This window comes from Sphingomonas chungangi, from assembly GCF_013778325.1.
Taxonomy (GTDB): domain Bacteria; phylum Pseudomonadota; class Alphaproteobacteria; order Sphingomonadales; family Sphingomonadaceae; genus Solisphingomonas; species Solisphingomonas chungangi.
Genome location: NZ_JACEIB010000007.1, coordinates 38,910 through 65,395, shown reverse-complemented (window position 1 = coordinate 65,395; position 26,486 = coordinate 38,910). Strand labels below are relative to the sequence as shown.

The 26,486-nt window shown below is 68.1% G+C and carries 25 protein-coding genes; 12 read left to right on the top strand and 13 right to left on the bottom strand.

The window, feature by feature from the left end:
- A complete protein-coding gene (locus HZF05_RS11530) occupies positions 1-1,137 on the bottom strand; it encodes a thiolase family protein (RefSeq protein WP_160366509.1) in 1,137 nt (378 codons plus the stop codon).
- 202 nt (positions 1,138-1,339) lie between these two features.
- Between HZF05_RS11530 and HZF05_RS11525 the strand changes: the two genes are divergently transcribed.
- The 5 genes from HZF05_RS11525 (at position 1,340) to HZF05_RS11505 (ending at position 7,251) form a co-directional block, all read left to right on the top strand.
- Positions 1,340-1,741 (top strand): DUF2147 domain-containing protein, encoded by a 402-nt coding sequence (locus HZF05_RS11525; RefSeq protein WP_160366508.1) that lies wholly within the window; start codon positions 1,340-1,342, stop codon positions 1,739-1,741.
- 75 nt (positions 1,742-1,816) lie between these two features.
- Entirely contained in the window at positions 1,817-3,298 is a 1,482-nt protein-coding gene (locus HZF05_RS11520; RefSeq protein ID WP_160366507.1) for an OmpP1/FadL family transporter, read from the top strand.
- A complete protein-coding gene (locus HZF05_RS11515; protein ID WP_160366506.1) occupies positions 3,298-4,992 on the top strand; it encodes a long-chain-fatty-acid--CoA ligase in 1,695 nt (564 codons plus the stop codon). The genes HZF05_RS11520 and HZF05_RS11515 overlap by 1 nt, the downstream gene beginning before the upstream one ends.
- Positions 4,993-5,033: 41 nt before the next feature.
- Positions 5,034-5,426, top strand: a complete 393-nt coding sequence (locus tag HZF05_RS11510) for a MerR family transcriptional regulator (protein WP_160366505.1) — start codon at positions 5,034-5,036, stop codon at positions 5,424-5,426.
- Positions 5,427-5,502: 76 nt separating this feature from the next.
- Complete coding sequence (locus tag HZF05_RS11505) at positions 5,503-7,251, top strand: chloride channel protein (protein ID WP_160366504.1); 1,749 nt, start codon at positions 5,503-5,505, stop codon at positions 7,249-7,251.
- On the opposite strand, the gene HZF05_RS11500 is transcribed toward HZF05_RS11505, so the two are convergent.
- From HZF05_RS11500 to HZF05_RS11480, 5 genes are read right to left on the bottom strand one after another with little or no spacing between them, the layout of a single operon-like run.
- The gene (locus tag HZF05_RS11500; protein ID WP_160366503.1) at positions 7,224-8,678 is read right to left on the bottom strand and encodes an efflux transporter outer membrane subunit; all 1,455 of its coding nucleotides are present in this window, start codon (positions 8,676-8,678) and stop codon (positions 7,224-7,226) included. The two genes, HZF05_RS11505 and HZF05_RS11500, sit on opposite strands and share 28 nt — an antisense overlap.
- Entirely contained in the window at positions 8,675-9,556 is an 882-nt protein-coding gene (locus HZF05_RS11495) for an HlyD family secretion protein (protein ID WP_160366502.1), read from the bottom strand. Before HZF05_RS11495 ends, HZF05_RS11500 begins: the two co-directional genes overlap by 4 nt.
- On the bottom strand, positions 9,553-9,768 hold the full coding sequence (locus HZF05_RS11490; RefSeq protein WP_160366501.1) for a DUF1656 domain-containing protein: 216 nt from the start codon (positions 9,766-9,768) through the stop codon (positions 9,553-9,555). The genes HZF05_RS11495 and HZF05_RS11490 overlap by 4 nt, the downstream gene beginning before the upstream one ends.
- Entirely contained in the window at positions 9,765-11,819 is a 2,055-nt protein-coding gene (locus tag HZF05_RS11485; RefSeq protein WP_181638854.1) for an FUSC family protein, read from the bottom strand. Before HZF05_RS11485 ends, HZF05_RS11490 begins: the two co-directional genes overlap by 4 nt.
- Positions 11,816-12,388, bottom strand: coding sequence for a MarR family winged helix-turn-helix transcriptional regulator (locus tag HZF05_RS11480; RefSeq protein WP_246331945.1), 573 nt, complete (start codon positions 12,386-12,388; stop codon positions 11,816-11,818). The genes HZF05_RS11485 and HZF05_RS11480 overlap by 4 nt, the downstream gene beginning before the upstream one ends.
- A gap of 53 nt (positions 12,389-12,441) precedes the next feature.
- On the opposite strand from HZF05_RS11480, the gene HZF05_RS11475 reads away from it, so the two are divergent.
- Positions 12,442-13,587 (top strand): acyl-CoA dehydrogenase family protein, encoded by a 1,146-nt coding sequence (locus HZF05_RS11475; RefSeq protein ID WP_160366500.1) that lies wholly within the window; start codon positions 12,442-12,444, stop codon positions 13,585-13,587.
- Between the two features lie 119 nt (positions 13,588-13,706).
- Entirely contained in the window at positions 13,707-13,877 is a 171-nt protein-coding gene (locus tag HZF05_RS11470; protein ID WP_160366499.1) for a hypothetical protein, read from the top strand.
- A 6-nt stretch (positions 13,878-13,883) separates the two neighbouring features.
- Here the strand turns inward: HZF05_RS11470 and HZF05_RS11465 are convergent, their stop codons facing one another.
- The 3 genes from HZF05_RS11465 to HZF05_RS11455 are packed head-to-tail and all read right to left on the bottom strand — an operon-like array spanning position 13,884 to position 16,772.
- On the bottom strand, positions 13,884-14,666 hold the full coding sequence (locus tag HZF05_RS11465; protein WP_160366498.1) for an EF-hand domain-containing protein: 783 nt from the start codon (positions 14,664-14,666) through the stop codon (positions 13,884-13,886).
- Between the two features lie 50 nt (positions 14,667-14,716).
- Complete coding sequence (locus HZF05_RS11460) at positions 14,717-16,027, bottom strand: sensor histidine kinase (protein ID WP_246331943.1); 1,311 nt, start codon at positions 16,025-16,027, stop codon at positions 14,717-14,719.
- A 10-nt stretch (positions 16,028-16,037) separates the two neighbouring features.
- On the bottom strand, positions 16,038-16,772 hold the full coding sequence (locus tag HZF05_RS11455) for a response regulator (protein ID WP_160366764.1): 735 nt from the start codon (positions 16,770-16,772) through the stop codon (positions 16,038-16,040).
- Positions 16,773-16,893: 121 nt separating this feature from the next.
- Here HZF05_RS11455 and HZF05_RS11450 point away from each other — a divergent pair, with 121 nt between their 5' ends.
- Positions 16,894-17,292, top strand: coding sequence for a hypothetical protein (locus HZF05_RS11450; protein ID WP_160366497.1), 399 nt, complete (start codon positions 16,894-16,896; stop codon positions 17,290-17,292).
- 14 nt (positions 17,293-17,306) lie between these two features.
- Here HZF05_RS11450 and HZF05_RS11445 read toward each other — a convergent pair whose 3' ends face one another.
- Entirely contained in the window at positions 17,307-17,999 is a 693-nt protein-coding gene (locus HZF05_RS11445) for a response regulator (RefSeq protein ID WP_181638853.1), read from the bottom strand.
- A gap of 113 nt (positions 18,000-18,112) precedes the next feature.
- Between HZF05_RS11445 and HZF05_RS11440 the strand changes: the two genes are divergently transcribed.
- Complete coding sequence (locus tag HZF05_RS11440; protein WP_160366496.1) at positions 18,113-20,761, top strand: sensor histidine kinase; 2,649 nt, start codon at positions 18,113-18,115, stop codon at positions 20,759-20,761.
- Positions 20,762-20,830: 69 nt separating this feature from the next.
- On the top strand, positions 20,831-22,639 hold the full coding sequence (locus tag HZF05_RS11435) for a gamma-glutamyltransferase family protein (protein ID WP_160366495.1): 1,809 nt from the start codon (positions 20,831-20,833) through the stop codon (positions 22,637-22,639).
- Between the two features lie 105 nt (positions 22,640-22,744).
- On the opposite strand, the gene HZF05_RS11430 is transcribed toward HZF05_RS11435, so the two are convergent.
- The 3 genes from HZF05_RS11430 to HZF05_RS11420 are packed head-to-tail and all read right to left on the bottom strand — an operon-like array spanning position 22,745 to position 25,204.
- Positions 22,745-22,921, bottom strand: a complete 177-nt coding sequence (locus tag HZF05_RS11430) for a DUF4169 family protein (protein WP_160366494.1) — start codon at positions 22,919-22,921, stop codon at positions 22,745-22,747.
- Positions 22,921-24,402: a glycine betaine ABC transporter substrate-binding protein gene (locus tag HZF05_RS11425; protein WP_160366493.1), complete on the bottom strand. Its 1,482-nt coding sequence runs from the start codon at positions 24,400-24,402 to the stop codon at positions 22,921-22,923. Before HZF05_RS11425 ends, HZF05_RS11430 begins: the two co-directional genes overlap by 1 nt.
- 46 nt (positions 24,403-24,448) lie before the next feature.
- The gene (locus HZF05_RS11420) at positions 24,449-25,204 is read right to left on the bottom strand and encodes an ATP-binding cassette domain-containing protein (RefSeq protein WP_160366492.1); all 756 of its coding nucleotides are present in this window, start codon (positions 25,202-25,204) and stop codon (positions 24,449-24,451) included.
- Positions 25,205-25,278: 74 nt separating this feature from the next.
- Between HZF05_RS11420 and ccmA the strand changes: the two genes are divergently transcribed.
- Positions 25,279-25,851 (top strand): heme ABC exporter ATP-binding protein CcmA, encoded by a 573-nt coding sequence (gene ccmA / locus HZF05_RS11415; protein WP_160366491.1) that lies wholly within the window; start codon positions 25,279-25,281, stop codon positions 25,849-25,851.
- On the top strand, positions 25,848-26,483 hold the full coding sequence (locus tag HZF05_RS11410) for a heme exporter protein CcmB (RefSeq protein ID WP_160366490.1): 636 nt from the start codon (positions 25,848-25,850) through the stop codon (positions 26,481-26,483). Before ccmA ends, HZF05_RS11410 begins: the two co-directional genes overlap by 4 nt.
- The last annotated feature ends 3 nt before the right edge of the window (positions 26,484-26,486 follow it).

The window sequence follows — 26,486 nt, the reverse complement described above, 5'->3', positions numbered from 1 at the left end:
TTATGCGCGCTCCAGAACCGTGGCGATGCCCTGCCCGCCGCCGATGCACTGGGTGGCGAGCGCGTACTTGCCGCCCTCGCGCTCCAGCAGCGCCGCCGCCTTGCCGACGATGCGCGCGCCGGTCGCGCCGAGCGGGTGGCCGATGGCGATCGCGCCGCCGTCGATGTTGATCGTCTCTTCCTTGAGGCCGAGATCGCGGATGCAGGCGATCGCCTGGCTGGCGAAGGCCTCGTTGATCTCCACCACGTCTAGCTGGTCGGCGGTGATGCCGGCACGCTCCAGCGCCTTGCGGCTGGCGCCGATGGGCCCAAGTCCCATCGTCTCGGGCGCACAGCCCATGATGCCGACCGCCTTGATCTTGGCGAGCACCTTGAGGCCATGCTTCGCGGCGAACTCGGCCGAAGTGACCAGCACGGCACTCGCACCGTCGGTCAACGGCGAGGAGGTGCCGGCGGTGACGGTGCCGTCCTTGTCGAAGGCGGGCTTGAGGCCGGCGAGGATTTCGGCCGTGGTGTCAGCGCGGATGATGCCGTCCTCGGAGACTTCACCACCCTTGGTCTTGATCGGCACGATCTCGTCGGCGAGCTTGCCGGCCGAGCGCGCGGCGGCCGCCTTCTGCTGGCTCTTCACGGCGAGCGCCTCCTGCTCGGCGCGCGGGATCTGGTAGTCGCGCGCGACATTCTCGGCCGTTTCGCCCATGCCCATATAGGCGCCTGGGCGCTTGGCGTAGAGCTCGGGGCTGGGCATCGGGTTGAAGCCGCCCATCGGGATGCGGCTCATCGATTCGATGCCGGCACAGATAAAGGCGTCGCCCGCGCCGATCGCGATCTGGCCCATGGCATAATGGATCGCGCTCATCGACGAGCCGCAGAAGCGGTTGATCGTGACGCCGCCGACCTGGAGTGGAAGATCGGCAAGCAACCCGATCAGCCGTGCGACGTTCAGGCCCTGCTCCCCCTCGGGGAAGGCGCAGCCGAGCACGATGTCCTCGATCTCGGCCGGGTCGACCATGGTGCGATCGAGCAGGCCCCGGATGGTCTGGGCCGCGAGATCGTCGGGGCGGGTGCGAGCGAGCGCGCCCTTGTTGGCCAGCGTGAAGGGCGAGCGGGCATAACCCGCGATCACGACGTCGGTCATCCGAATCCTCTCCTGAAATGTACCGCCGTTCATATAGAACGTCGGCGAGTTGCCTTAAAGGTGCGATGATTTCCCTATACGTCAACCAATTTTTCCGCCACAAGGTACGAGTCGCCCTGCCGTAGCGGCAGGCGGTGGCCCGATGCGCCGACAAGAGCGCGACATGGGTCGAGATGTTCCAGTCGAGGAGGAGAGGCCCCTCATGCTTACCATGCTTTTCGCGATGGCCGCGGCCGCGCAATCCGCCGATTCCGTGGTCGGCACCTGGCATTCGCCGGTAAAGAACGGCATCATCGACATCCAGAAGTGCGGTAGCTCGTTGTGCGGTACGCTGCAAAGCGGCGACGACATCAAGGCGAACCCCGCCGCCAAGGACGTCAACAACAAGGACGAGGCCCAGCGCGGGCGCCAGCTCAAGGGCATCCAGATGCTGAGCGGCTTCAGCTGGGACGGCAGCGCCTGGTCGGGCGGCAAAGTCTACAATCCCAGCGACGGCGGCACCTATAGCGGCAAGATCACGCCGGTGGACGCCAATTCGCTCAAGCTGCGTGGCTGCATCATCTGGCCCGCCTGCAAGACCGACACATGGACCCGGGTCCGCTGAAGGACCCGCATCGGCTAACCTGCGTTAGCGCAGTCACCGGCCTGTAAAAGCCGGGACAAGGATTAGGGAGATATCATGAAAATTCAAAAGACCGCGCTCCTCGCCTCCGCCGCTCTGGCGGCGGCGACGGGCCTGGCGGCCCAGGCGAATGCCGCCGCCTTCTATCTGCAGGAGCAGTCCACCAAGGCCGAGGGCCGCGCCTTTTCGGGCGAAGTTTCCGAACAGGGTGCCCAGCAGCAATGGTGGAACCCGGCCGCGATCGGCGGCATCACGAGCTTCCAGAACTATGTCGGCTTCACCGCGATCCTGCCGACGGCGGACGCCACCAATACCGGAACGACGGTGCACCGTCCCGGCTTCCCGCTCGGCTCGGTGCCCGGCCTGCCGGCTCTGCCTGGCGGTCTGCAATATCCCTCCATCGCGTCGAGCGTCGATCCGGTGGGCGGCAACCAGAACGTCCACAACATGGTGAACAAGGGCTATCTGCCCAATGGCGGTTTCGCGATGCCGCTGCCGGCCGGTTTCGCGTTCGGCTTCACGATGACATCGCCGTACAGCTTCACCACCAATTACGGCAAGGACGACTGGACGCGCTATTCGGCGGACAAGTCGCGCCTGCGCACCTTCGATTTCCAGCCATCGCTGGCCTGGCACCATGGCGGGCTCAGCATCGGTGCCGCGCCGAACATCGAATATGTCCGCGCGACCCTGTCCAACTACCTGCCGGACCCGCTGGCCAACATCCAGAATTCGCTGACCAGCAGCTTCACCAACCTGCTCGGGCCGCAGCTTGGCGCGCTGCTAGGCCAGACGGTCGGCGGCCCGCTCTCCTCGGCGCTCAACACGCCGGACGGACACCAGTATCTCAAGGGTTCGGGCTGGGACGTCGGCTACTCGTTCGGCTTCCAGTACCATAACGACAAGGTGGACATCGGCGTCAGCTACAAGTCCGCGATCAAGCATCATCTCAAGGGTCATCTGATCGTCGACGGGCTGAGCGGCCTGCTCGCTACGCAGGGCGCCAACCAGCGCGTCGACAATGCGAACGCAAGCTTCACGACGCCGTGGCAGGTCGATTTCGGCATGCGCTACCATCTCACGCCGCGCTTGACGTTGAACGGCCAGGTGAACCGCTTCGGCTGGAGCAAGTTCGACGCGATCCGCCTGACCAATCTCGGCTCCAACCCGGATCAGCAGGTGAACGAGAATTACAAGAACACCTGGTCGTTCGCCGGCGGCTTCGACTACAAGGTGAGCAAGAAGCTGACCTGGCGCGGCGGTGTGCAGCGCGACCTGTCACCGGTCGTCACCGGCTTCCGCGATCCGCGCGTGCCGGACGGCAATCGCTGGAACTTCGCGACCGGCGCATCCTACGAGATGACCGATCACATGGGCATCGATGCCGCGTTCAACTACGATAAGATCCAGAGCGTGAAGATCGACAGCACAAGCTACGCCTATGTCGGCACGCCGGTGGAAACGGCGATCGTCAACGAGGGCGAGTTGCACAACGCCCACGCGACGATCTTCTCGCTCGGCGGGCATCTCGCCTTCTGATGACCGACGCCGTGGCAACATCCGATCCGCGGCCTGTATCGGGGAAGGGTGGCTCCGGCCATCCTTCCTTTGCGCCGCGCCTGCTCACCGATCTGCTCGATCATGCCGTGGCGACCTGGCCGGAACGCGTCGCGATCGATTTCATGGGCCGCCGCTGGACCTACGCCGAGCTTGGCTCGCTGGTCGATCATGCGGCACGCGGCCTGCAGGATATCGGGGTCAAGCCCGGCGACCGCGTGGGCCTCTGCCTGCCCAACACGCCTTATTACGTGATCCTCTATTTCGCGACCTTCCGCGTCGGCGGCATCGTCGTGAACCTGAACCCCCTCTACGTGGAACGCGAGCTTTGCCACCTGATCGAGGATTCGGGCTGCGAGGTGGTCGCCACCTGCGACATCACCTCGATCCACGACAAGGTGACCAAGGTCGCCGAGCAACTCAAACTGCGCAAGTTGATCGTCTGCCCGATCTCGGGCGCGCTGCCGACCTTCAAGTCGATCGGCTACCGCATCTTCAAGCGCGGCGAGATCGCGCAAGTGCCGCAAGACGCGCTGCACGTGCAGTTCCATGCACTGGTCGCGTCCGACAAGAAGCCCGATCCCGTCTCGGTGAAGACCGACGACGTGGCGGTGCTCCAATATACCGGCGGCACCACCGGCGAGCCCAAGGCGGCGATGCTGACCCACGGCAACCTCACCGCCAATTGCGCGCAGATGGGTGTGTTCGTCGAAGGCCAGATGGACCCGAACGAGCAGCAACGCATCCTCGGCGTGCTGCCCCTCTTCCATGTCTTCGCGCTGACCAGCATCCTCAACTACGGCATCGACAACGGCGCCGAGCTGGTGCTGCTGCCGCGCTTCGAGCTGAAGCAGGCGGTCGACACGGTGGCGCGCACCAAGTGCACCACCTTCTACGGCGTGCCGACCATCTACGGCGCGCTCAATAATCTGTCCGACAAGGATCTGGCCAAGTTGAGCTCAATCCAATGGTCGGTTTCGGGCGGCGCGCCGCTGCCGTTCGATACGCGCCAGCGCTTCGAGCAGCGCATGGGCACGCCGCTGGTCGAGGGCTACGGCCTGTCCGAAGCCTCGCCGATCATCACCTGCAATCCGCTCGGCGCACCGCCCAAGGACAACAGCGCCGGCCCGGCCTTCCCCGGCACCGTGATCGAGATCCGCGATCTCGACGATCCCACCAAGGTCCTGCCGCAGGGCGAGAAGGGCGAGATCTGCGCGCGCGGTCCCCAGGTGATGAAGGGCTATTGGAACCGGCCCGATGCCGACGCGCAGGTCTTCGTCGACGGCGCGCTGCGCACCGGCGACGTTGGCTATCTCGACGAGGACGGCTACCTCTTCATCGTCGACCGGATGAAGGACCTGATCATCGCGAGCGGCTACAACATCTATCCGCGCACCATCGAGGAGGCGCTCTACGAGCATCCCGCCATCGCCGAGGCGGTGTGCATAGCGATCGACGACGAATATCGCGGCCAGGCGCCCAAGGCGTTCGTGACGCTCAAGGCCGGCCAGTCGGCGACGGTCGACGAACTGTGCGATTTCCTCAGGGACAAGCTCAACAAGCTCGAAATGCCCAAGGCGATCGAAATCCGCGATGAGTTGCCCAAGACCCTGATCGGAAAGCTTTCCAAGAAGGAACTGGTGGCGGAAGAAAAAGAGAAGGCAGGCCGGAATTGAACGATCGGGGCTAAGGCCTTCAGAGGGGCGGGGTGAGCGGCGTGACGAAAGACGGGGATGAACTGCAGGGCATCCAGAGGGTGGCCTGCGATCTGGGCGTGACGCCGCGCACGTTGCGCTTCTACGAGGACAAGGGGCTGATCGAGCCCCGCCGGGTCGGCACCACGCGAATCTATACCAGGCGCGAGGTCGGCCGGATGCAACTGATCCTGCGCGGCAAGCGGCTTGGTTTCAGCCTCAAGGACATCAAGCAGTTCCTCGATCTCTACGATGCCGATCCGCAGCATGTGGAGCAGATGAAGGCGCTCGCCGGCCGCGCCCGCCAACGCGCCGACGAGCTGGAACATCAGCGCCACGCGCTCGATCTGACCATCGCCGAGCTCCATCAGATCGAGCGCGAGGCGCTGGAGCGGGTCGCTGCGGCGCTGGCGTAATTCCCGCAAAACCTGCGGGAAACAGGCTGACTCCCTGACGAGCCGTGCTAAAGGCTCCCGCAACCGGGAGTCACATGTGTCGCTGCAGAAGGTCTTTCGCATCGGGATCGCGCTGAGGCGCCGGTTCCGCCAGAGCGAGGCGACCTTCATCCTGCTGGCGGTGGTGGTCGGCGCGGTCGGCGGCGGGCTGGCGGTGCTGCTGGGCGCTGCCGCGCACCGGCTGCAGCGCTGGCTCTATCATCTGCCCGGCACGATGCGGCTGAGCGCCGCGCCGCATCTCGACACGACGAGCCTGCTGGCGCTGCCGATGGGCGGCGCGGTGCTCGGGCTGCTGATCCTTGCGCTCGATCGTTGGCGCAAGCGTACCCCGGTCGACGTCGTCGAGGCGAACGCGCTGCACGGTGGCATCGTCCCCTTTCGCGACACGCTGAGCGTCACCGGACAGACCTTCGTGTCCAACGGCTTCGGCGCCTCGGTGGGGCTGGAGGCGGCCTATGCGCAGATCGGCGGCGGCATCGCCTCGGTGCTGGGCAAGTGGCTGAGTCTGCGCCGCGCCGACATGCGCGTGCTGGTCGGCGCCGGCACAGGTGCGGCGATCGGCGCCGCGTTCGGCGCGCCGCTGACCGGGGCTTTCTACGCCTTCGAGATCGTCATCGGCGCCTATACCCCCGCCGCGATCGCACCGGTGGCGGCGGCGGCGATCGCCGGCGTCGCGACGGCGCGGAGCATGGGCGCGGTCCCCTATCTGATCACCGTCGATTCCACCGGCATCTCCCGCAACCTCGACTATCTCGCGTTCATCGGCATCGGCATCGCCTGCGCGCTGACTGGAATCGTGCTGATGCGCGCGGTCAGCCTGCTCGAACAGGGCGTGCGCTGGACCAAGCTGCCGCCCGCCGCGCGCCCCTTCGTCGGCGGGCTGCTGCTGATGCCGATCGCGCATATCTCGCCGCAGGCGCTGTCAGCCGGGCATGGCGCGCTGCATCTCGCGCTGGCAGGCGACGCGCCGCTCAAGATCCTCTGCATCATCTTCGCGCTCAAGATGCTAGCATCGTGCATCTCGCTGGGCTTCGGCTTTCGCGGCGGCCTGTTCTTCGCCTCCCTGTTCCTTGGCGTGATGGTGGGGCGCATTTATGGCGACGTCACCGAACTGCTCCTGCCCGGACAGCACCTCTGGGCGCAGGACGCCGCGCTGGTCGGCATGGCGGCGCTGGCGGTGTCGGTGGTCGGCGGGCCGATGACGATGAGCTTCCTGGTGCTGGAGGCGACGCGCGACTTCCAGCTGACCGGGATCGTGCTCACCGCCAGCCTCGTCGCCTCGGCACTGGTGCGCGAGCTGTTCGGCTACAGCTTCTCGACCTGGCGCCTCCACCTTCGCGGCGAAGTGATCAAGTCGGCGCGCGACATCGGCTGGGTGCGCCAGCTCACCGCCGGGCGGATGATGCGCAAGGCGCCGGTCGCGGTGCCCGCCGACATCACCATCGCGGAGTTTCGGAGGCGCAACCCGCTGGGCTCGACCAGCCGGGTGATCCTGATCGACGATGACGAGCATTATGCCGGAATGGTGCCGACCACCCGCGCCTATGCGGACGGGGTGGATCTCGAGGACCCGGTCGATACCCTCACCCGCCGCCCCGACGAGACGGTGACGCCCGAGCGCAACATTGCCGAGGTGATGCAGGCCTTCGACCGGCTCGGCGTCGACGACCTAGCGGTGGTGGACGGCGACGGCGGCGTGCTGGGGCTGCTGACCGAGAGCCACGTCCGGAAGCGCTACGCGGACGAGCTGGAGAAGGCTCAGCGCGAGCTGTTCGGCGAAAGCTGACCCGGGACTGGCGCCGTGGGCGCATCCTCCCATCCCCCGCCCAATGCGAGGAACACATTCACCTGCCGGTCGATCAAGGTCGCGCGCGATTGCGCCAGCGCGGCTTCCGCCTCCGCCAGATTGGCCTGCGCGGTCAGGACGTTGAGCACGTCGGTACGGCCGTAGCGGAACAGCTTGTTCGCCTGATCCGTCGATTTCGCCGCATCGTCGCGGGTCTTCTCCAGCGCCCCGTCATGCTCGATCTCGCGGGCATATGCGTCGAGCGCGGTCTCGGTCTGGCGGAGTGCCTCGATCACCGTGCCGTCGAACTTCGCGGATGCCGCATCCGCCGCATCGCCCGCCTGCGCGATCTCAGCGTGGATCGCCTTGCGGTTGGGAAAGGCCCAGCTGATCAGCGGCCCCGCGAAGCCGCCGAAGCTCGATCCGGTGAAGAAGTTGGAGATCGAGTTGGCGAACCCCGCCGATCCCGCCAGAGAGACCTGCGGATAGAGCTTCGCCATCTGCACCCCGATCCCGGCGGTGGCGGCGGCGAGCTGGCGCTCGGAGGCGCGGATGTCCGGCCGGCGGCGGATCAGGGCGGTGCCGTCGCCGATCGGCATCGGGCGGTCGAGCTTGGGCGGCTCTGCGCAGCTTTCCAGCTCCACGGGATAATCGGACGGCGCGCGTCCCATGAGCGCCGCCAGCTCGTAGAGCGAAGCCTGCCGCGCGGCGATGATCTCGGGAATCGCCGCAGCGCTCTTGTCGGCGGCCGTGCGTGCGCGGGTCACGTCGAAGGCGGTGCCGCGCCCGCCCTTGAACAGGCGGTTGATCGAGGAAAGTGTCTGCGTCTGCACATCGAGGACATGGCGCGTCGCCGCCAGCGTGACATTGGCCGAGCAGACATCCGCATAGCTGCGCGTCACCGCCGCCGCGATCGTCACGCGCACCTGATCGCGCGCCGCCTCCACCGCCTCGCGATCTTCCTTCGCCGCCTCGATGCCACGCTTGATCCCGCCCGCGAGATCGAGCGGATAGTCGATCGATGCCGACGCCACCGCGCTGTAGGGCAGATCGAGCGGCACGGTAAGCGTATAGCCGCCGACATAGGCCCCGAATGCAGCCGTCTCGATCTTGGTCTGGACGGTGCGGCCCGCCTCCGCCTCGCGCACCACCTCACTCGCGCGGCGCAGGTTGGCGTCGGCGGCACGCAGGTCGGTGTTGGCGGTCAGCGCCTCCCGTAAGTAACCATCGAGGCGGGGATCGCCATAGAGCGTCCACCAGCGATCGGGCAGCGGCGACTGATCGAACATCGCCTCCTGCCCGCTCATGAAGGGACGGTTGGCGGCGGGCGACTTCGCCATCGCGCGATCGGGCACGTGATAGTTCGGCCCGACCGTGCAGCCGGCGAGCAGAGACGCGACGGCCAGAGCAGCGAAGGCGCGCCTCACTTCTTCGGACTCTGCTCGGGCAGGATAGTGACGGTGGCGGTGCGGCCGGCGATCAGCTGAGTGCCCGCCGCCATCCGGTCGACATGGATGCGCACCGGAATACGCTGGGCGAGCCGCACCCAAGAGAAGGTGGGGTCGACCGCGCGCAGCTGGTTCGCGCTATTGTTGCTCTGATCGTCGGCGATCCCGGCCGAGATACTGTCGACATGGCCTTCCATGTCTCGCTCGTCGCCCATCAGGCGGATGCGTGCCTCGTCACCGACATGGATGTGGCGGAGCTTGGTCTCCTCGAAATAGCCCTCGATCCGGATCGAATCCAAGTCGACCAGCGCCATCGCCTGCGTCCCCGCGCCGACGAAGTCACCGGGGTGGAGATCGAGGTTGGTGACGATGCCGTTGACCGAGGCGCGCACCGCCGTACGGTGCACGTTGAGCTCGGCGGTCTGCTTCGCCGAAATCGCCGCGTCGAGCGCGGCCTTGGCGGTCTGCACGCTCGCGACATTCTCCTCGTGCGTCTCGGTCGCCACCAGATCGCCGAGCGCGATGTCGCGCCGCGCGACCTTCTGCGCCTGCTCGTACTTGGCGCGCGCGCTGGCGATGTTGGCGTCGGCCTGGCCCAGCGCATCGGCATAGCGCGGCATGTCGACGACGAAGAGCAGATCGCCCTTGTGGACCATCTGGTTGTCGTGGACCGCGACCGAGGTGACGAGCCCGCCCACGTCCGACGCGACGCGCACGACATCGGCGCGGACATGGCCGTCGCGCGTCCAGGGATCGGTCTCGTAGCGGCGCCACAGCGCGATCGCGACGAGGATGGCGGCGGTGACGATCAGCGCGGTGACGATCCAGCGCAGGACGGCAGAGAGGACAGGGTTCATGATTGCGGTCCGAGATGCGCGGTGAGGAGCACGGCAAGGCCGAGCAGGAGGACGAAGAGGGCGAGGTCCACCAGCGGCCGGTAGGCGACGAAGCGATAAATGCCGACGATCTGGAACAGGCGGCTCAGCACGCCGGTCAGCGCCAGCGCGAACAGGCCGAGCAGCAACAAAGGCGGGAAGAAGACGCCGCCGATCGAGACCTCGCCGATCACGCCGCCGCTCCGTAAGGCAAGGCGGCGGGGAACAGGTTGCGGCGCAGGCTGGTGAGCAGGATCAGGCCGTCGCGGCGGCGTGCGGGCACCTCGTCACGCGCGAAGACGGCAGCAGCGCGATCGATGTCGGCCAGCACCTCGAGCGGAGGCGGCGTCGATTTGGAGGGGCGGAGATGGCCGAAGTAGGTGCCCACCCCGCCCAAGGTCTCGGCGATCAGCGCGCGCTCCTCCTCGGTCGCGCCGCGCTTCAGCAGATCGAGCTCGCCCGCGACGAAGCCGATCCGCATGTCGAGCAGCGCGTCGAGCAGCGGTTTGCCCGGATCGATGCCCTTGCCCATCGCCGGCAGCATGAGCCCGACGCGATCGAGCATCAGCGCCATCCAGCGCGCGCCATCCGGCGCTCGGCCCCGGGCGCGCCGCGCGACGTCGCGCCAGCCCGCCTTCGCCAATCGCGCGAAGCGATCCTCGGCCCCCACCGCCAGGAACAGGCCCACCGTCGACATGGCGAAGCCGATGCCGATGAACTGCGCGATCGCGCCGTTGAACTGCGGCCCGAAGGCGGCTTCGTAGGTGGCGTAGAGGCCGACCGTCTGCGGGAAGCCGATCAGGATGCCGGTACCCACCGCCATCGTCTGCGGCTTGCCCATCAACACGCCCATGATCAGCAGCATTGGCGCCAGCACCGCCGCCAAAGTCACGAAATCGGTGACGCGCGGCAGGACCGTGTAGGCGTAGAGGATCGAGGCGACGAGGCCGATGGTCGAGCCCAGCTGCATCTTGCCTATCGCCGCGCGGGGATTGTCGAATCCGCTGAACAGTGCGCAGGCGATGCCGGCGATCAGCACGGCGCCGCCGCCGTCCTTCCAGGCCGTCGCGATCCAGAAGGTGCAGCCGAGCGCGATCGTCGCGATCGTCCCCATCGCAGAACGCAGCGCCAGCGCGCGATCGAGGTGGAGCGGCCGGCGGCTGGTCGAACGGAGCAGTTCGGGTACGCGCGGCGAGATGGAGCGAATGCTCGGCGAGCGGATCTGATCGCGCAGCAGATGCGCGTCGCGGATCGTCGCGACCAGCTCCTCCAGCCGCGACAGCAGGTTGAGCAGCAGCATGTCGCGCCAGACCAGGCCGGTCTCGGGTGCCTGTTGCGCCAGCGGTTCCAGAGCGCGTGCTTCGGCGATCAGGGGCTCCGCCGTCGTTTCGCGATCGGGCCGGGCGGCCCCGGCCTCGATCCACACCCGCACGCGCGCCACGAGAGCGGCGACCGGATCGGGAACGCCGCCGGGGCAATTCTCCAGCTCCGCCAGCCGGTCCTCGATCGTCGAGGCGAGCGGCAGCAGCATCGACAGCGCATCCTGCAGCGCGCGCACGGTGCGGACGCGGGGCAGGATCCGCTCGGTATCAAAGGGCAGGTGCACCGAAAGCTGGTGCAGTTCGGCCACATCGACGGCCAGCTTCCGCCGCTCGATATCGAGCCGCGCTTCGCGCGCGCCGGCCAGCGAGTCGATCGACCAGCGGCCCGCATCCGCCAGGATCGCATCGATCCGCCTGAGCAGCACCGTCGTCACCGTGCGCGGGAAGACGGCGCCGTGGATCAGGCTGGCCGAGAGGATACCGATCGTGATCTCTTGCACGCGCAGGATGGCGGTGTCGAAGATCGCGCCCGGCGCCTCGACGCTGGGGATGCCGATGATGCTGGCGGTGTAGCCGGCGAGCAGGAAGATGTAGGCGCGGGGCGTGCGGTCAAGCTGTGCGAGATATATGCACAAGCCCAGCCACAAGGACAGCGCGAGGGTGAGCACCGCCGGCTCGTTGACGAAGGCCGGCACCAGCACCACCGCGGCGGTCGCGCCCAACACCGTGCCGATCAGCCGGAACACCGCCTTGGAGAGCACCGCGCCGGCCAGCGGCTGCCCGATGATGTAGGAGGTAACCACCGCCCAGAAAGGCCGGTTCAGACCAATGCGGAGCGCGATATAATAAGCCAGCATCGCGGCCACGAAACATTTGAGCGAGAAGAGCACGGCATCCGCGTCGGCCCGGATCAGCGCCTTCATCGGTTGCGCTCGCGCAGCAGCAGCATCCGCTGGTCGATCAGTTGCAGCACACTCTCGGCGACGGCGAGCGCGGAATCGGGCACGCCTTCCATCAAGTCGCGGCGGAGTGCCGCCAGAGCCTCCTCGATGCGGCCGACGAGCGCTCGGCCGGCCTCGGTCAAGCGGATGCGATTGGTACGGCGATCGGCCGGATCGGGCGCGCGAGTGAGCAGCGCCGAGGTCTCCAGCTGGTCCAGTACCCGAACGACCGACGCCCCCTGCATGTCCAGCGCCGCGACGAGCTCTCCCTGGCGGACATCGTCGCCCAATCGCCCCACATGTAGCAAGGCCCATCCCGCCGCGCTCGACACGCCGCAATCGGCCAGCGCTCGATCCGCAGCGGCACGCCAGCGGCGCGACAGAGGCAGAACGCGCCGGCCGAACGACGCCTCCAATAGATAGCGATCCGATTTCATTAGTTTCCTAATGATATGATGATTAACCTTTAGCAAGGCACTTTCAATCGGATGCGCGCCGAGCGGCCGCAAACCCGCCGCTGATCCTTGCGGAATTGCATCATCGTCCTGCAATTCTGCGATCTCTGGCCTCTTCCCCGTCAGAAAAAGGAGAGTAAGGGTCAGGCATGACCCAGCAGTTCGACCTGACCGACGACCAGCGCGAGATCCAGGAGCTCGCGCGCCGTTTCACCGCCGATGCCATCACGCCCTTCGCGGCGGAGTGGGACGAGCATCACATTTTTCCGCGCGACACGGTGAAAGCCGCGGCCGAACTCGGCTTCGGCGCGATCTACGTTTCGGAGGAATCGGGCGGCATCGGCCTCGGCCGGCTCGAATCCGCGCTGATCATGGAGGCGATGGCCTATGGCTGCCCCTCCACGTCCGCCTTCATCTCGATCCACAACATGGCTTCGTGGATGATCGACAGGTTTGGCGACGATGCCGTGAAAGCCAAATATCTGCCGGATATGGTGACATGCGACCGGATCGGCTCCTATTGCCTGACCGAGCCGGGCTCCGGCTCCGACGCCGCCGCGCTCAAGACCAAGGCGGTGAAGGACGGCGACCATTATGTCGTCACCGGATCCAAGGCCTTTATCTCGGGCGGCGGCGAGAACGAGATCTATGTCGTCATGGTCCGCACCGGCGCGGAAGGCCCCAAGGGCATTTCCTGCCTGGTGATAGAGAAAGACATGAAGGGCGTCTCCTTCGGTGCCAACGAGAAGAAGCTCGGCTGGCGCTCGCAGCCGACCGCGCAGGTCAATTTCGACGGCGTGCACGTGCCGGTGGAAAACCTCGTCGGCAACGAGGGTGACGGCTTCAAGATCGCGATGTCCGGCCTCGACGGCGGCCGGCTCAACATCGGTGCCTGCTCGCTGGGCGGCGCGCAGCGCGCGCTCGACGAGGCGCTGAGATATACGTCCGAGCGGCGCCAGTTCGGCACGCGCATCGTGGATTTCCAGAACACCCAGTTCGGCCTCGCCGACATGGCGACCGAACTCGAGGCGGCGCGCGCCTTGCTCTACATGGCAGCGGCCAAGGTGACGACGGGCAGCCACGACAAGACCAAGTTCGCCGCCATGGCCAAGCGTCTCGCCACCGACACCGGATCGGCGATCGTCGACCGCGCGCTGCAGATGCACGGCGGCTACGGCTATCTGCAGGATTATCCGATCGAGAAATTGTGGCGCGATCTGCGCGTCCACCGCATCCTCGAAGGCACCAACGAGGTCATGCGCATGATCGTAGCGCGCGAGATGATGAAGCAGTGATCCCGGCGCCCGCATGTCGCGCCGGACATGCGGGCCTCGCGCAGCTGAACAAATTGTAACAGGACGACATTCAAGGGAAAGCTGAGCGGGCCACGTCTTCCTGACGAAAGGAGACGCCGATGGCCCGCCTGTCCCGCGCCGATCGCTGCAAGATCGGCAAGCATACCCCCATCCCCGCGCGCAAGGAGTGCAACGGAGACGTCCATCGCGGCGTGTGCCGTTACTGCCGCGCCTCGATCATGCGCACGCAGGCGACGCGGATCTGGTTTCTGGCGACGGTGCTCGCCTGAGCGGCGTCAGCCGCCGTAGCCGCCGCCCATGCCACCCATCCCGCCGCCGCTCATTCCTCCACCGCCCATGCCGCCGCCATGGTGGCGATGGCCGCCACCGCTTTGGACATCGCGATTGCCGCGGCCACCGCGGCGCTCGGGATGGATATCGAGGCGCGGCAGCTCGTCGCGGGTGAGCACCCCGTCGCCATTCGCGTCGAGCAGTTTGAAGCGCTTGAGCGCGGTCGCTGCGAATTCCTGCTCGCTGATCGCGCGATCGAAATTCGTGTCGGCGGTCACCACCGGTTCGGGCGCGTCGAGGAAGCCGAAGCGGCCCGCGCCGAGCCGCGTCGGATAGGGCGGATCGGTGACGTTGCCGTCATCGTCGGTCTTGGCGAGGTTGGGATCGCCATAGGTGCTGATCACGCGAATCTCGGGCGCGATCACGCTCTCGTAATTTTCGATCTCGTCGGGATCGATCACGTGATCGTGGTTGAGATCGAGCACCTTGAAGAAGCGCATCGCGTCGTCGACGAACTCCTTGGGCGTGATCCGATTGTCATGGTTCGTATCGGCGCCCCGGAACCACTGCTCCGCCGCCGAGACGCCGCCGTCGGTGTGGAAGGGCTCGCCCATCGGGCTGATGAAGATGTGGCCGCCGCCGAGCGGCGTGATCGCCTGCGCGGTGCCGTTGACGGTGATGTCGCTCACCGGGGCGGGCGCCGGCGGCGCGGCGGCCGGCTGCGGCGGATCGGCCAAGGCGGTCCCGGACAGAAGCAACGCGCCCAACGATACCCACAACGTCCGCATCTCGATTCCCTTTGCCTCGTCTTATCGCGATAGCGCCCCCCGCGCGCCTTTCAAAGCGGCAGCAGCACGCGGGCGAGAAGCCCGCCTTCCGCCCGGTTGATCAGCTTGATCTCGCCGCCGTGCGCGCGCGCCACCGCCCGCGCGCTGGCGAGGCCGAGGCCGCTGCCGCCGGTCTCGCGGTTGCGGGAGGGCTCGGCGCGGAAGAAGGGCTCGAACACGCGCTCCAGCATGTCGCCGGGCAGGCCGGGGCCGTCATCCGCCACCTCGATCAGCGCGTGGCCATCGGGATTGGCGATCCGCACGCGCGCCTGCCCCGCATAGGCGACGGCGTTGCCGATCAGGTTGGCGAGCAGCGCCTTCAGGCCCGCCACGTCCGCCTCGATCACGACATCAGCACCCGGCTCCACCGTGACGTCGGCGCCGAGATCGACCATCTCGTCCCCCACGCTCTCCACCAGCGCGCGCAAGCTGAGCTTCTGGCGGCGCGGCGGGCGGTCGATGTCGCGCACGAAGGCGAGCGCGGTGCCGATCATCTCGCGCATTTCGTGGATGTCGGCCTCCATCGGCCGGCGCAGCTCCGGCTCGGCCTTCTCGACGCGCAGTGACAGGCGCATCAGCGGCGTGCGCAGATCGTGCGCCATTGCCGCCGCCATAGTGACGCGATCGTCGACGTAGCGGCGGATGCGCGCCTGCATCCCGTTGAATGCCTCCGCCGCGATGGCGACCTCGGCCGGCCCCTCCACGGCCATCGGATCGGCGCGCGGATCGCGACCCAGCCGATCGGCGGCGGCGGCGAACAGGCCGATCGGCTGGGCGACGCGGCGCGCCACCCACCAGGCGAAGGGCGCCACCGCGACGAGCAGGCCGAGCAGCCACAGCAGCATCCGCCAATGCCACGGCTCGATCCCGTGATAGGCCGGGCGGACGACCCGCCAGCCCCCGTCCGGCAGGCGCAGCGCGGCGCTGAAATGACCGAACAGCACCGGCTCGCGCATATCGTCCTTCCAGTGCGGCCGGCGGATCGGGTTGAGGAACAGCGGCGGCCGATCGAAATCGAGCCGCACGTCGGCCTGCCCGACACCCAGCCGCTGCGCCAATTGCGCGCGCTGCCGCATTGATCGCGGATCGTCCTCGTCGCCCGGCGGCGAGGCGGTCTCGGTGACGCGATAGGTGGCTTCGTCCCGCGTCTCGCCGCGCAACTGCTGTGCCACCTCGGCGATCGGATAGATTCGCGGCGTCGGCGGCGGCACCGACAGCAGCAACGCGAAGTCGAGCAGCTGCGCGGTGATCAGCGCCGCCAGCATCACGCCGAAAATGCGCAGGAACAGCGGCGGGCGGACCCAGGCCCGTCCGCCCGTCAACCGCCTGCCCTCACGTGGCTGTTACCTTGGGAACGAACAGATAGCCCTCGTTGCGCACGGTACGGATCAGGTCGCTCTCGCCGGCGCGCAGCTTGCGGCGCAGGCGCGAGACCTGGACGTCAATCGCACGATCGAAGGCGTCGCTATCCGGCCCTCGCGCGGCATGCAGCAAGGCTTCCCGCGCCAGCACCCGGCGCGGATGCTCGACGAAGGCGCGCAGCACCGCGAACTCGCCGTCGGACAGGTGGACCAGCACCCCCTCCGGATCGAACAGCTCGTGCGAATCGAGATCCATGCGCCAGCCGTCGAAGGCATAGCCGCGCCGCCCTTCCGCCTGTGCATCTGAGGCGGAGTTGCGACGCAGCAGCGCGCGGACATGAGCCAGGATCTCGCGCGGGCTGCACGGCTTCGAGAGATAATGGTCGGCGCCGATCTCCAGCCCGACGATGCGATCCTGCTCGTCGCCCAGCGCGGAGAGGATGATCACCGGCGGGCCGCCCTGCTGGATCAGGCGCCGGCAGGCGGACAGGCCGTCCTCGCCCGGCATCATCACGTCGAGCAGGATCAAGTCGATGCCGCCGCGCGACAGCACCCGGTCCATCTCGGCGACGCTGCCAGCCGCCGTCACCTGATAGCCATAGGCGCCGAGCCGCTCGGCGAGCAGCACCCGGATGCCGGCGTCGTCGTCGACGACGAGGAGGTGGGCCAGCGCGGCGGCGGCGCGATCGGCGACGGGGGCGACCATGTTCATGACCTACCGCATGCGCGCGCGATGTGTGCACAGGATTTCAGCCGCGCCGATCGGCGGACATTCCGCCGACACAAAGGCAGGCGAGCAGGTGCCCGTCCATTCGAGGGGAATCCCGATGCGTAAGTTGCTGCTCGGCGGCCTTGCCGCTGCCACCCTGATCGCCAGAGGTGTCGTCGCCCAGCCGCCTGCCCCGCCCCCGCCGTCGGGCATGGACCCGGCGCAGGCCGCCGCCGGCCGCGCCGACGACATGGCGCTGCTGCTTGGCCTGCACCCCGACCAACGCCCGGCGCTTGATGACTTCCTCGGCAAGCTGGCGCCGCCGGCTAGTGACCGCCACGGCCCGCCCGACGGATCGTGGATGCAGCAGCGCATGGACGCGATGCAAAGCTACCGCGCGACGCTGACGCCGGACCAGCAGGCGCGCTTCGACGCGATCGAGCGGCTGCGCCACGGCATGGGCGGCGGTCGCATGGGTGGCGGCCGTGGCCATTGGGGCGGCGGCGGGCAGGAGTGACCCTTCCGGAAGGGCTAAACTTCCGGCCGCAGCCGATACCCCACGCCCAGCTCGTTGACGATCAGCGCGGGCCGCGCCGGGTCCGCCTCCAGCTTCTGCCGTAGAGCGCGCACGACGATGCGCAGATATTCCACCCGATCCGCCTGCGCCGGCCCCCAGACGTCGCGCAGGATCTGGGCGTGGCTCAGCACCCGGTCGGGCCGCTGGGCGAGCAATGCCAGCACGCCATATTCCTTGGGCGCCAGATGCACCTCCTCGCCTGCGCGGGTGACGCGGCGCCTGTCTAGATCGATGACCACCTCGCCCGCCTCGACGCGATGCTCGGCGCCCTGCGAATCGAGCCGGTGGCGCAACCCGGCACGCACTCGCGCCAGCAGCTCCTCGGTGTCGAACGGCTTGGTGAGATAGTCGTCCGCGCCGAGATCGAGCGCGGCCACCTTCTCGCCGGTCGATTCGCGCGCCGAGACGACGATCAATGTCGCCTGCGCCTGCGATTTGATGAGTTGCACCAGCTCCAGCCCGTCGCGATCGGGCAGGCCGAGATCGAGCAGCACCACCTGCGGCTTCTCGATCCCCAGCAGCGACAGCCCCTCTCGCGCGGTCGCGGCCTCGGCGACGGCGTGCCCCACGCGCTCCAGCGTGACGCGCAGCAGGCGGCGGATGGCGGGATCGTCCTCGATCACCATGATCTTGGCGGGAATGGACATGGCTGGTTGATGGGGCGCCCCGCGTGCCCGCGCAATGAGGAAATCCCGTTTCGGCATCAGCATCGCATAAGCAGCGTGGAGTCCCGCTCCGGCGAAGCGTAGAAGCGTGCGCGATGAACGACGATCTGCGCCCCTCTCCCGAGGCCCTGCTGAAGCAGTCCGCGCGCGAGGGGCGCGGGCGCCTGCGCATCTTCCTCGGCGCCGCGCCGGGCGTCGGCAAGACCTACGAGATGCTGCTCGACGGCGCCGAGAAGCTGCGCGCCGGCATCGACGTGGTGATCGCGGTGGTGGAAACACACGGCCGCGCCGACACCCACGCGCTGGTCGAGCCGTTCGAGATCATCCCGCGCAAGACGTTCGACCATCGTGGCCATCAGCTCGCCGAGATGGACCTCGACGCGGTGCTCGCCCGCCGGCCGCAGCTCGCTCTGGTCGACGAATTCGCCCATTCCAATGTCGAGGGCAGCCGCCACCCCAAACGCTGGCAGGACGTGCAGGAACTGCTCGACGCCGGCATCGACGTCGCCACCACGCTCAACATCCAGCATGTCGAGAGCCTCAACGACGTCGTCGCCAGCTTCACCCGCGTCCGCGTGCGCGAGACGGTACCCGACAGCGTGTTCGAGGCGGCCGAGATCGAGGTGGTCGACATCCCGCCCGACGACCTGATCGAACGACTGAAGGAGGGCAAGGTCTACGTGCCGGAGGAGGCGACGCGTGCCCTCCAGCATTTCTTCTCCAAGCCCAACCTTTCGGCGCTGCGCGAGATGGCGCTGCGCCGCGCGGCGATGAGCGTCGACCGGCAGATGCTGGAGATGCTCGATGCGGGTGCCCTCCCCGGATCCTATGCCGGCGGCGAGCGCGTGCTGGTCGCCGTCTCCGAACAGCCAGGCTGCGATACGCTGATCCGCGTGGCGAAGCGGCTGTCCGACGCGCTCAAGGCACCGTGGACAGCGGTGGTGATCGAAACCGCGCGCGCCGACACGTTCGGCGAGACCGAGCGCCAGCGCATCGCCGACGTGCTGCGCCTTGCCGCCAGCCTCGGCGCCACGATCGCGCGCATGCCGGCGGAGAATGTCGCGCAGGGGTTGCTCGACCAGATCGCCGCGACCCGCGCGACCCAGCTCGTCATCGGCAAGTCCCGCCGCAGCTGGTGGTTCGAGCTGCGCCACGGCTCGGTCGTCCAGCGGATGATCCAGGAGGGGCCGGAGGGCCTCGCGCTCCACGTCATTCCCGCCACCCGTCCGGCCGAGAATCGCGGGCGCGGCCTCGCCCCGATCGTCGACGGCTGGGGCGGCCCGCTGCCATATGTGATCGCCATACTGCTGGTGGCGGTCACCACCGTGATCGACCATCTGGTCGAACCTCTGGTCGGCGCCGGCGGGCTGGACCTGATCTACCTGCTGCCGGTGATCCTGACCGCCCAGCGCTTCGGCCTGCGCCCCGGCCTGTTCGCCAGCTTCGTCGCCGGTCTTGCCTATAATTTCTTCTTCCTGCCGCCGCTCCACACCTTCACCATCGCCGATCCGCAGAGCCTGCTGACGATGTGTGTGCTGATCGGCATCGCCGCCCTGGTCAGCAATCTCGCCGGTCGGCTCAGGATGCGCGCCAGCCTCTCGGCGCGCAGCGCGTCGGAGAATGCGCAGGTCGCCGCCTTCGGGCAGGCGCTGGCGCGCGCCTCGACGTGGAAAGAAACGGCTGGCACGGTCTGCCACGAAATCGGCCTGCTGCTTGATTGCGACACCCTGCTGATGGCCGAGCGCGAGGGCGTGCTCACCATCATGGCCGCCGAGCCCGAGGCATCGCCGCTCGGGCCGGTCGATCAGGCGGCGGCGGAATGGTGCTGGTCCAAGGGCGAGCCCGCCGGGCGCGGCACCGCGACGCTGACGGCCGCCGACTGGCAGTTCCACCCGCTCAAGACCGCGCTCGGCACGCTGGCGGTGATGGGCCTCGCCCGCGCCGACGGCGGCGATCCGGTGCCGGCCGACCGCACCGTTCTGCTCTCCACCATCGCCAACCAGGCGGCGCTGGCGCACGAGCGGCTGCGCATGGAGGGCGAGATGCGCGAGCTTGGCCTGCTCAAGGAGCGCGACCGGCTGCGCGCCGCTTTGCTCTCCTCGATCGGGCACGATCTGCGTACCCCGCTGACCTCGGTGGCGGGAGCCGTCGAGGCGCTGGCGACCGAGACCCCGAAGTCGCCCGAGATCGCAGTGGCCCGGCGCGAGGTGCAGCGTCTCAAGCGCTTCCTCGACAATCTCGTCGACATGGTCCGCCTCGATGCCGGCGCGCTCAAGCTCGAGCCCGAGCCGATCGATCTCACCGACGCGGCCAGCGCCGCCGTCCACGATCTCAAGGGAACGCTGGCGAAGAATCGCATCGATCTCGCGATCCCCGGAACGCTGCCGCTGGTGCGCGCGGACCCTCGTTTGCTCCACCACATCCTGATCAACCTGCTCGCCAACGCCGCGCAGCATGGCGCGCCCGACGGGCCGATCGCGATCGAGGCAAGGCGCACGGCGGGCGCAGTGCTGTTGCAGGTGCGTGACCGCGGCCCCGGCATCCAGCCGGGCGACGAGGAAGCGATCTTCGACACCTTCGCGCGCGGCAAGGGCAGCGATCGCAGCGGCGATTCCGGCCTCGGCCTTGCCATCGTCAAGGGCTTCGCCGACGCGATGGGGATTGCCGTGACGGCGGCTACCGATCCGGACGGCGGAGCGGTCTTCACGCTGACGATCCCCGAAGAAGCGCTGGTCGCGGCGTAACGCCGCTTGCTATTGAACGTCCGTGCCGCAATGCTCCCGCCCACCTCCGGGGGGACACGGAGACCAGCATTGCGCCGCAGACAATTCCTCGCCTCGCTGCCCGCCGCCGCCATCGCGGCCCCGCTGTTCGCCGACGTGCCTGCGCCACTGCCCGGCTTCCAGCCGGAGGGGAGCGAGACCTTCATCCGCCCCGACGTCCACGCCGGCGACCGTCCGGTCGGCGCGAGCTTCGCGACGCGCAGCGCGGTTTACGGCATCAACGGGGCGGCGGGGTCGGCGCAGCCGCTCGCCACGATGGCGGCGATCGACACACTCAAGAAGGGCGGATCGGCGGTCGACGCTGCCATCGCGATGAACGCCTGCCTCGGTTTCCTCGAGCCGACCTCGTCGGGTATCGGCGGCGACTGTTTCGCGATGATCTGGGATCCGAAGCTCAAGAAGGTGGTCGGCCTCGCCGGGTCGGGCGGCTCCCCGCACGCGCTGACCCTGGAGATCGCCAGATCGCGAGCCAAGAACGGTGCGCTGCCGCCGCTCGGTGCGATCGCGGTCTCGGTGCCGGGCGCGCTCGACGGCTGGTGGATGATGCACCAGCGCTACGGCACGCTGAAATGGGCCGAGCTGTTCGAGCCGGCGATCCACTATGCCGAGCAGGGCGTGCCGGTGCCAGAGATCATCGCGCATTATATCCGCGGCAACCTCAAGGCCTTCCTCCGCCCCGGCGCGGGCGTCGAGGAGACCGACAATGCGATTAAAACTTACGGCATGGGCCATGGCGGCCCGCAGACCGGCCAGATCTTCCGCAATCCGGACCTCGCCCGCACCTACCGGATGATCGCGCAGGGCGGTCGTGATGTCTTTTACGGGGGCGCCATCGCCAAGACGATCGAGGCCTATTTCAAGCGGCTCGGCGGCTGGATGACGGCAGCCGATCTCGCCGCGCACCGCGGCGAATGGATCGAGCCGCACCGGACCGAATATCGCGGCGTCACCGTCCATGCGCTCGGCGCCAATACGCAGGGCATCGCGACGCTGCAGATGCTCAACATGCTCGAGCATTTCGACATGCGCGGCGCCGGCTTCCAGTCGCCGCTGTCGATCCACCTGCAGGTCGAAGCCAAGCGCCTGGCCTACGAGGATCGCGCCCGCTACTACGCCGATCCGCACTTCGCGAAGGTGCCGGTCGAATGGCTGGTCTCCAAGGACTATGCCGCCCAGCGCGCCAAGCTGATCGATCCGCGCAAGATCACCATGCCAGTCCATCCGGGGCAGGCGCCGAGCCATGGCGACACCACCTATTTCTCCTGCGCGGATTCGTCGGGCATGATGGTGTCGATGATCCAGTCCAATTTCCGGGGCATGGGCTCCGGGCTGGTCGCGGACGGCCTCGGCTTCATGTTCCAGGATCGGGGGCAGCTGTTCAGCCTCAAGGACGGCCACCCCAACATTTACGCGCCGGGCAAGCGCCCTTTCCAGACGATCATCCCCGGGTTCGCGACGCGCGGGCAAGCGCCTTGGCTCGCCTTCGGCGTGATGGGCGGCGACATGCAGCCGCAGGGGCAGACCCAGATCATCGTCAACCGCGAGGATTACGGGCTCGACGTGCAGGCCGCCTCCGACAGCCCGCGCTGGCACCACGAGGGATCGTCGCAATCGATGGGCGAGGATTCGGCCGGCCTGCCGCCGAGCGGCCTGCTCCGGCTGGAAAGCGGCGTACCGGACGCGACACGCACGCAACTCGCCTCAATGGGTCATGTGATCGGCGCATCGGACGGCGGCTTCGGCCGCTACGAATGCGTGGAATACAAGCCGGATGCGGGCCAACTGGTCTATGCCGCCGCGAGCGAGATGCGCGCGGACGGGTGCTCTTTGGCTTACTGAGGCTGCACCAAATGACCCGCTCGCACTGAGCGAAGTCGAAGTGCGTGCTCCAGAAGCCCGCATGCTGCACGTCCTTCGACTTCGCTCAGGACGAACGGAGGAAAATCAGTCTTCCCGCTTCGCGCCATCCAACAGCGCGTCGCGTCGCACCTGCTCGGCAACGTCGCGGTCCCTCTCCGGCTTCGTACGGCCGAACTTGGTGCGATTGGCCTCGGCCTGCCTGCCCGCTTCCGCCTTGGCCTTAGCCTTGCGAGCGCGGTTGAGGTTGACGATCTCGGCCATCATTTCCGCTCCAGATGCGCGGCGAGCCAACGCGCCGCCTGATCCGGGGACGCTTTGCCGCTGTCGCGATCGACCATGTAATTGGCCTGCCGCATCACCGCCACCGGGATCGCGCCGACCAGTGGCTTCACGGCGGCGAGGAAGCGCGCGTCCTGCGCTTGATCCGGCGAGACCAGCAGGATCGCGTCATAGCCCGGCAGCGCATGTTTCGGATCGGCGAGCACCGCCAGATCGTCCGCGGCGATCCGCCCGTCGCTGGAAAAGGCCGAGATCACATCCGCCTGCCCGCTTTCCAGCGCCCGGTACATGAACGTGGGGGAATAGGCCCGCTGCTCGGCGAAACGCAGCCCGTAGGTGGATTGCACCGCGCGCCATTCGGGGCGCGACAGGAACTCGAGATCCGCCCCCAGCCGGAGCGACGGCGCCACGGCGGCGAGCCCCCGCAGATCGCCGATCCCGCGTCCTTTCTTCATTGCCAGCGCGTAGGCGTTCTCGAAGCCGAGCGGGCCGACCAAGGCGGCGGGCTTCAGGAAATCGAAGATTCCTGCCAGCGTCTCTGCCCGTGGAGCGGGCTGGTCCCGGTGCATCGAATCCGCCCAGATCGTACCCGAATAATCGACATAGACGTCGATATCGCCCTGCTTCAGAGCGCGCAGCGCTACCGCCGATCCCAGCCCCTCGCGATAGCTGACCGCATAGCCGGCCTGCTCCAGCCGGTCGCCGATCAGGCGGGCCAGGATATATTGCTCCGAGAAGTTCTTGGCGCCGACCACCACCGTCTTCTGGCCGCTCCCGACCAGCGGCGCGCAGGCGGCGAGCAGACCGATCGCGACACCGGCAGCGCCCAACCACAGCGACCAGCGCTCGCGCCTCGCAAGGCCGCGCTCGACCAGCGCGAGCAGACCGTCTGCCACTAGCGCCAGCGTCGCGGAGGCGAAGCAGCCTTTCAGCACCTGCGCCCAGTCCTCGGTCTGGAGACCTGCGAAGATCAGGTTGCCGAGGCTCGCCGCGCCGACCGTGGTAGCGAGCGTCGCGGCGCCGATCGTCCAGACGGTGGCGGTGCGGATGCCGGCCATCACCACGGGCGCGGCGAGCGGCGCCTCGACCAGCCGAAGCCGCTGCGCGCCCGTCATGCCGATGCCGTCCGCCGCCTCCATCACCGCCGGATCGAGCCCGCGCACGCCGGCCACCACATTGCGCAGGATCGGCAGCAGCGCATAGAGCGTCAGCGCCATCCACGCCGGCAGGAACCCCAGCGCCGGCACCCCGTGCCCGACCATCAGCAGCAACGGATAGAAGAGCGCGAGCAAGGCGAGGCCGGGTATCGTCTGAATCGCCCCCGCCGCGCCCAGCACCACGCCCGCCAGCCTCGGCCGCCGCACGGCGGCAAAGCCGAGCGGCAGCGCGATCAGCAGCGCCAGCCCCAGCGCCGCCGCCGACAGCAGGATGTGATGCGCGGCGAGGGAGGCGATCTCGGTCACGCCGTACCTTTCCCCGTTCGGCCCGAGCGAAGTTCTTTTATCGATCTCATCCCCTCAACGCCTCGATCGCCTCGGCCTGCCGTGCCGGCACCGCGACCAGCGCGTCCGCCTCAGGCCCGGCCCTGCCGGAGAGCATCTCCGTCGGCGTCGCGTCCGCAACGATCCGGCCCTTGGCCATCACCAGCACGCGATCCGCCAGAAGCAACGCTTCGGCCATATCGTGCGTCACCATGATACTGGTGAGGCCGAGCCGGTCGTGCAGATTGCGATAGCGCCGCCCGATCGCATCGCGCGTCACCGGATCGAGGGCGCCGAACGGCTCGTCGAGCAGCATTAGTTTTGCCCCCGTCGCCAGCGCGCGCGCGACACCGACCCGCTGCCGCTCGCCGCCGGACAAGGCATCAGGCCGGCGCCCGGCATAATCGGCGGGGAGCTCCACCATCGCCAGCAGCTCCGCCACATCCGGCGCGGACGCGCCAGCGATGCGCGGCGGCAGCGCGATATTTTCAGCGACGCTCATGTGCGGCATCAGTCCGATCGACTGGAAGACATAGCCGATCCGCCGCCGGAGCAGCGGCGCCGCGCCTTCGCCGACATCGCGCCCGCCGATCGTGATGCGACCCTCGTCCGGCTCGACCAGCCGGTTGACCATCCGTAGCAAGGTCGACTTGCCCGCCCCCGATCCGCCGACCAGCGCGACGAAGCTGCCCGCCGCGATCGTGCAATCCACGTGATCGACCGCCAGCCCGCCGAACCGCTTGGTCACCTGCTCGAACCGTACCTCCGGGCCGCTGTCTTCCATTGCACCTCCGCTAAGCTCTTCTAGTGTCGCGTTCGCATGAACGTCCGTCAAACCCATTGGCGCCCTCTGCCGGCATGATGCTTGCGTTGCGCGACATCGCCTGTCTGCGCGGCGACCGTCTGCTGTTCGAGCGGCTGTCGCTGGAGCTGGCCGCCGGAGACGCGCTGGTCGTCACTGGCGCCAACGGCGTCGGCAAGTCGAGCCTGCTGCGCATCGCCGCCGGGCTGCTGCGTCCTTCCGCCGGAACGATAGAACGACCCGGTCGCGTCGCTTGGCTGGGCGAAGCCTCGGCGCTCGACGGGGATCGCACGCTGGGCCAGGCGCTCGACTTCTGGGCGAAGCTCGATGGTACCCGGCCGGACGCGGCGATGGCGCAGATGGGCATTGCGCATCTCGTCCGCGTGCCGGTGCGCTACCTCTCGACCGGCCAGCGCCGCCGCGCCGCGATCGCCCGCACGATCGCGAGCGGTGCGCCGCTCTGGCTACTCGACGAGCCGGCCAACGGCCTCGACGCGGAGGGCATCGAGCGGCTGGGCGATGCGATCCGGGCGCATCGTAGAACAGGCGGCTCGGTCTTCACGGCCACGCACTTGCCCCTGCCGATCGACGATGCTGCGACGCTGATGCTCGACGGCGCGATCGCATGATCGCGTCGCTGATCAGGCGCGACACGCTGCGCGGGCTGCGCGCCGCCGGGCTTCCCGTGATGTTCTTCCTGATCGCGGCGACGCTCTTCCCGTTTGCGGTCGGGCCGGACGCGCGCGTACTGACAAAGGCGGGCGGCGGGATGCTGTGGCTTGCCGCCCTGCTCGCGGCACTTCTGCCGATCGAGCGGCTGGTCGCGCCGGATATCGAGGCAGGCGTGTTCGATCAGTTCGCGGCGCGGGGCATCGCCGACGAGGCTCTTGCCGCCGCCAAGATCGCGGCGCATTGGCTGAGCTTCGGCCCGACATTGATGTTGGCGGCGCTGCCCGGCGCGGCGCTGCTCGGTCTGGACGAGTCGACGCTCGGGAAGCTGGAAGCGGGGCTTGCGATCGGCACGCCCGCGCTCGCGGCGCTGGGCTTGACGGTCGCCGCGCTCACTGCCGGCCTGCGAGGAGGCGGCGCGCTTGCCGGGCTCGTGCTGCTGCCGCTCGCCATACCGCTGCTGATCTTCGGCGCCGGCGCGCTCGATCCGGATGGCGCGCAAGCACTGAAGCTGCTCGCCTCGACCGCGCTGCTGCTGACTTTTGGCGCACCCTTCGCGGCGGGTGCGGCGTTACGAAGCCATCGAGACTGACGG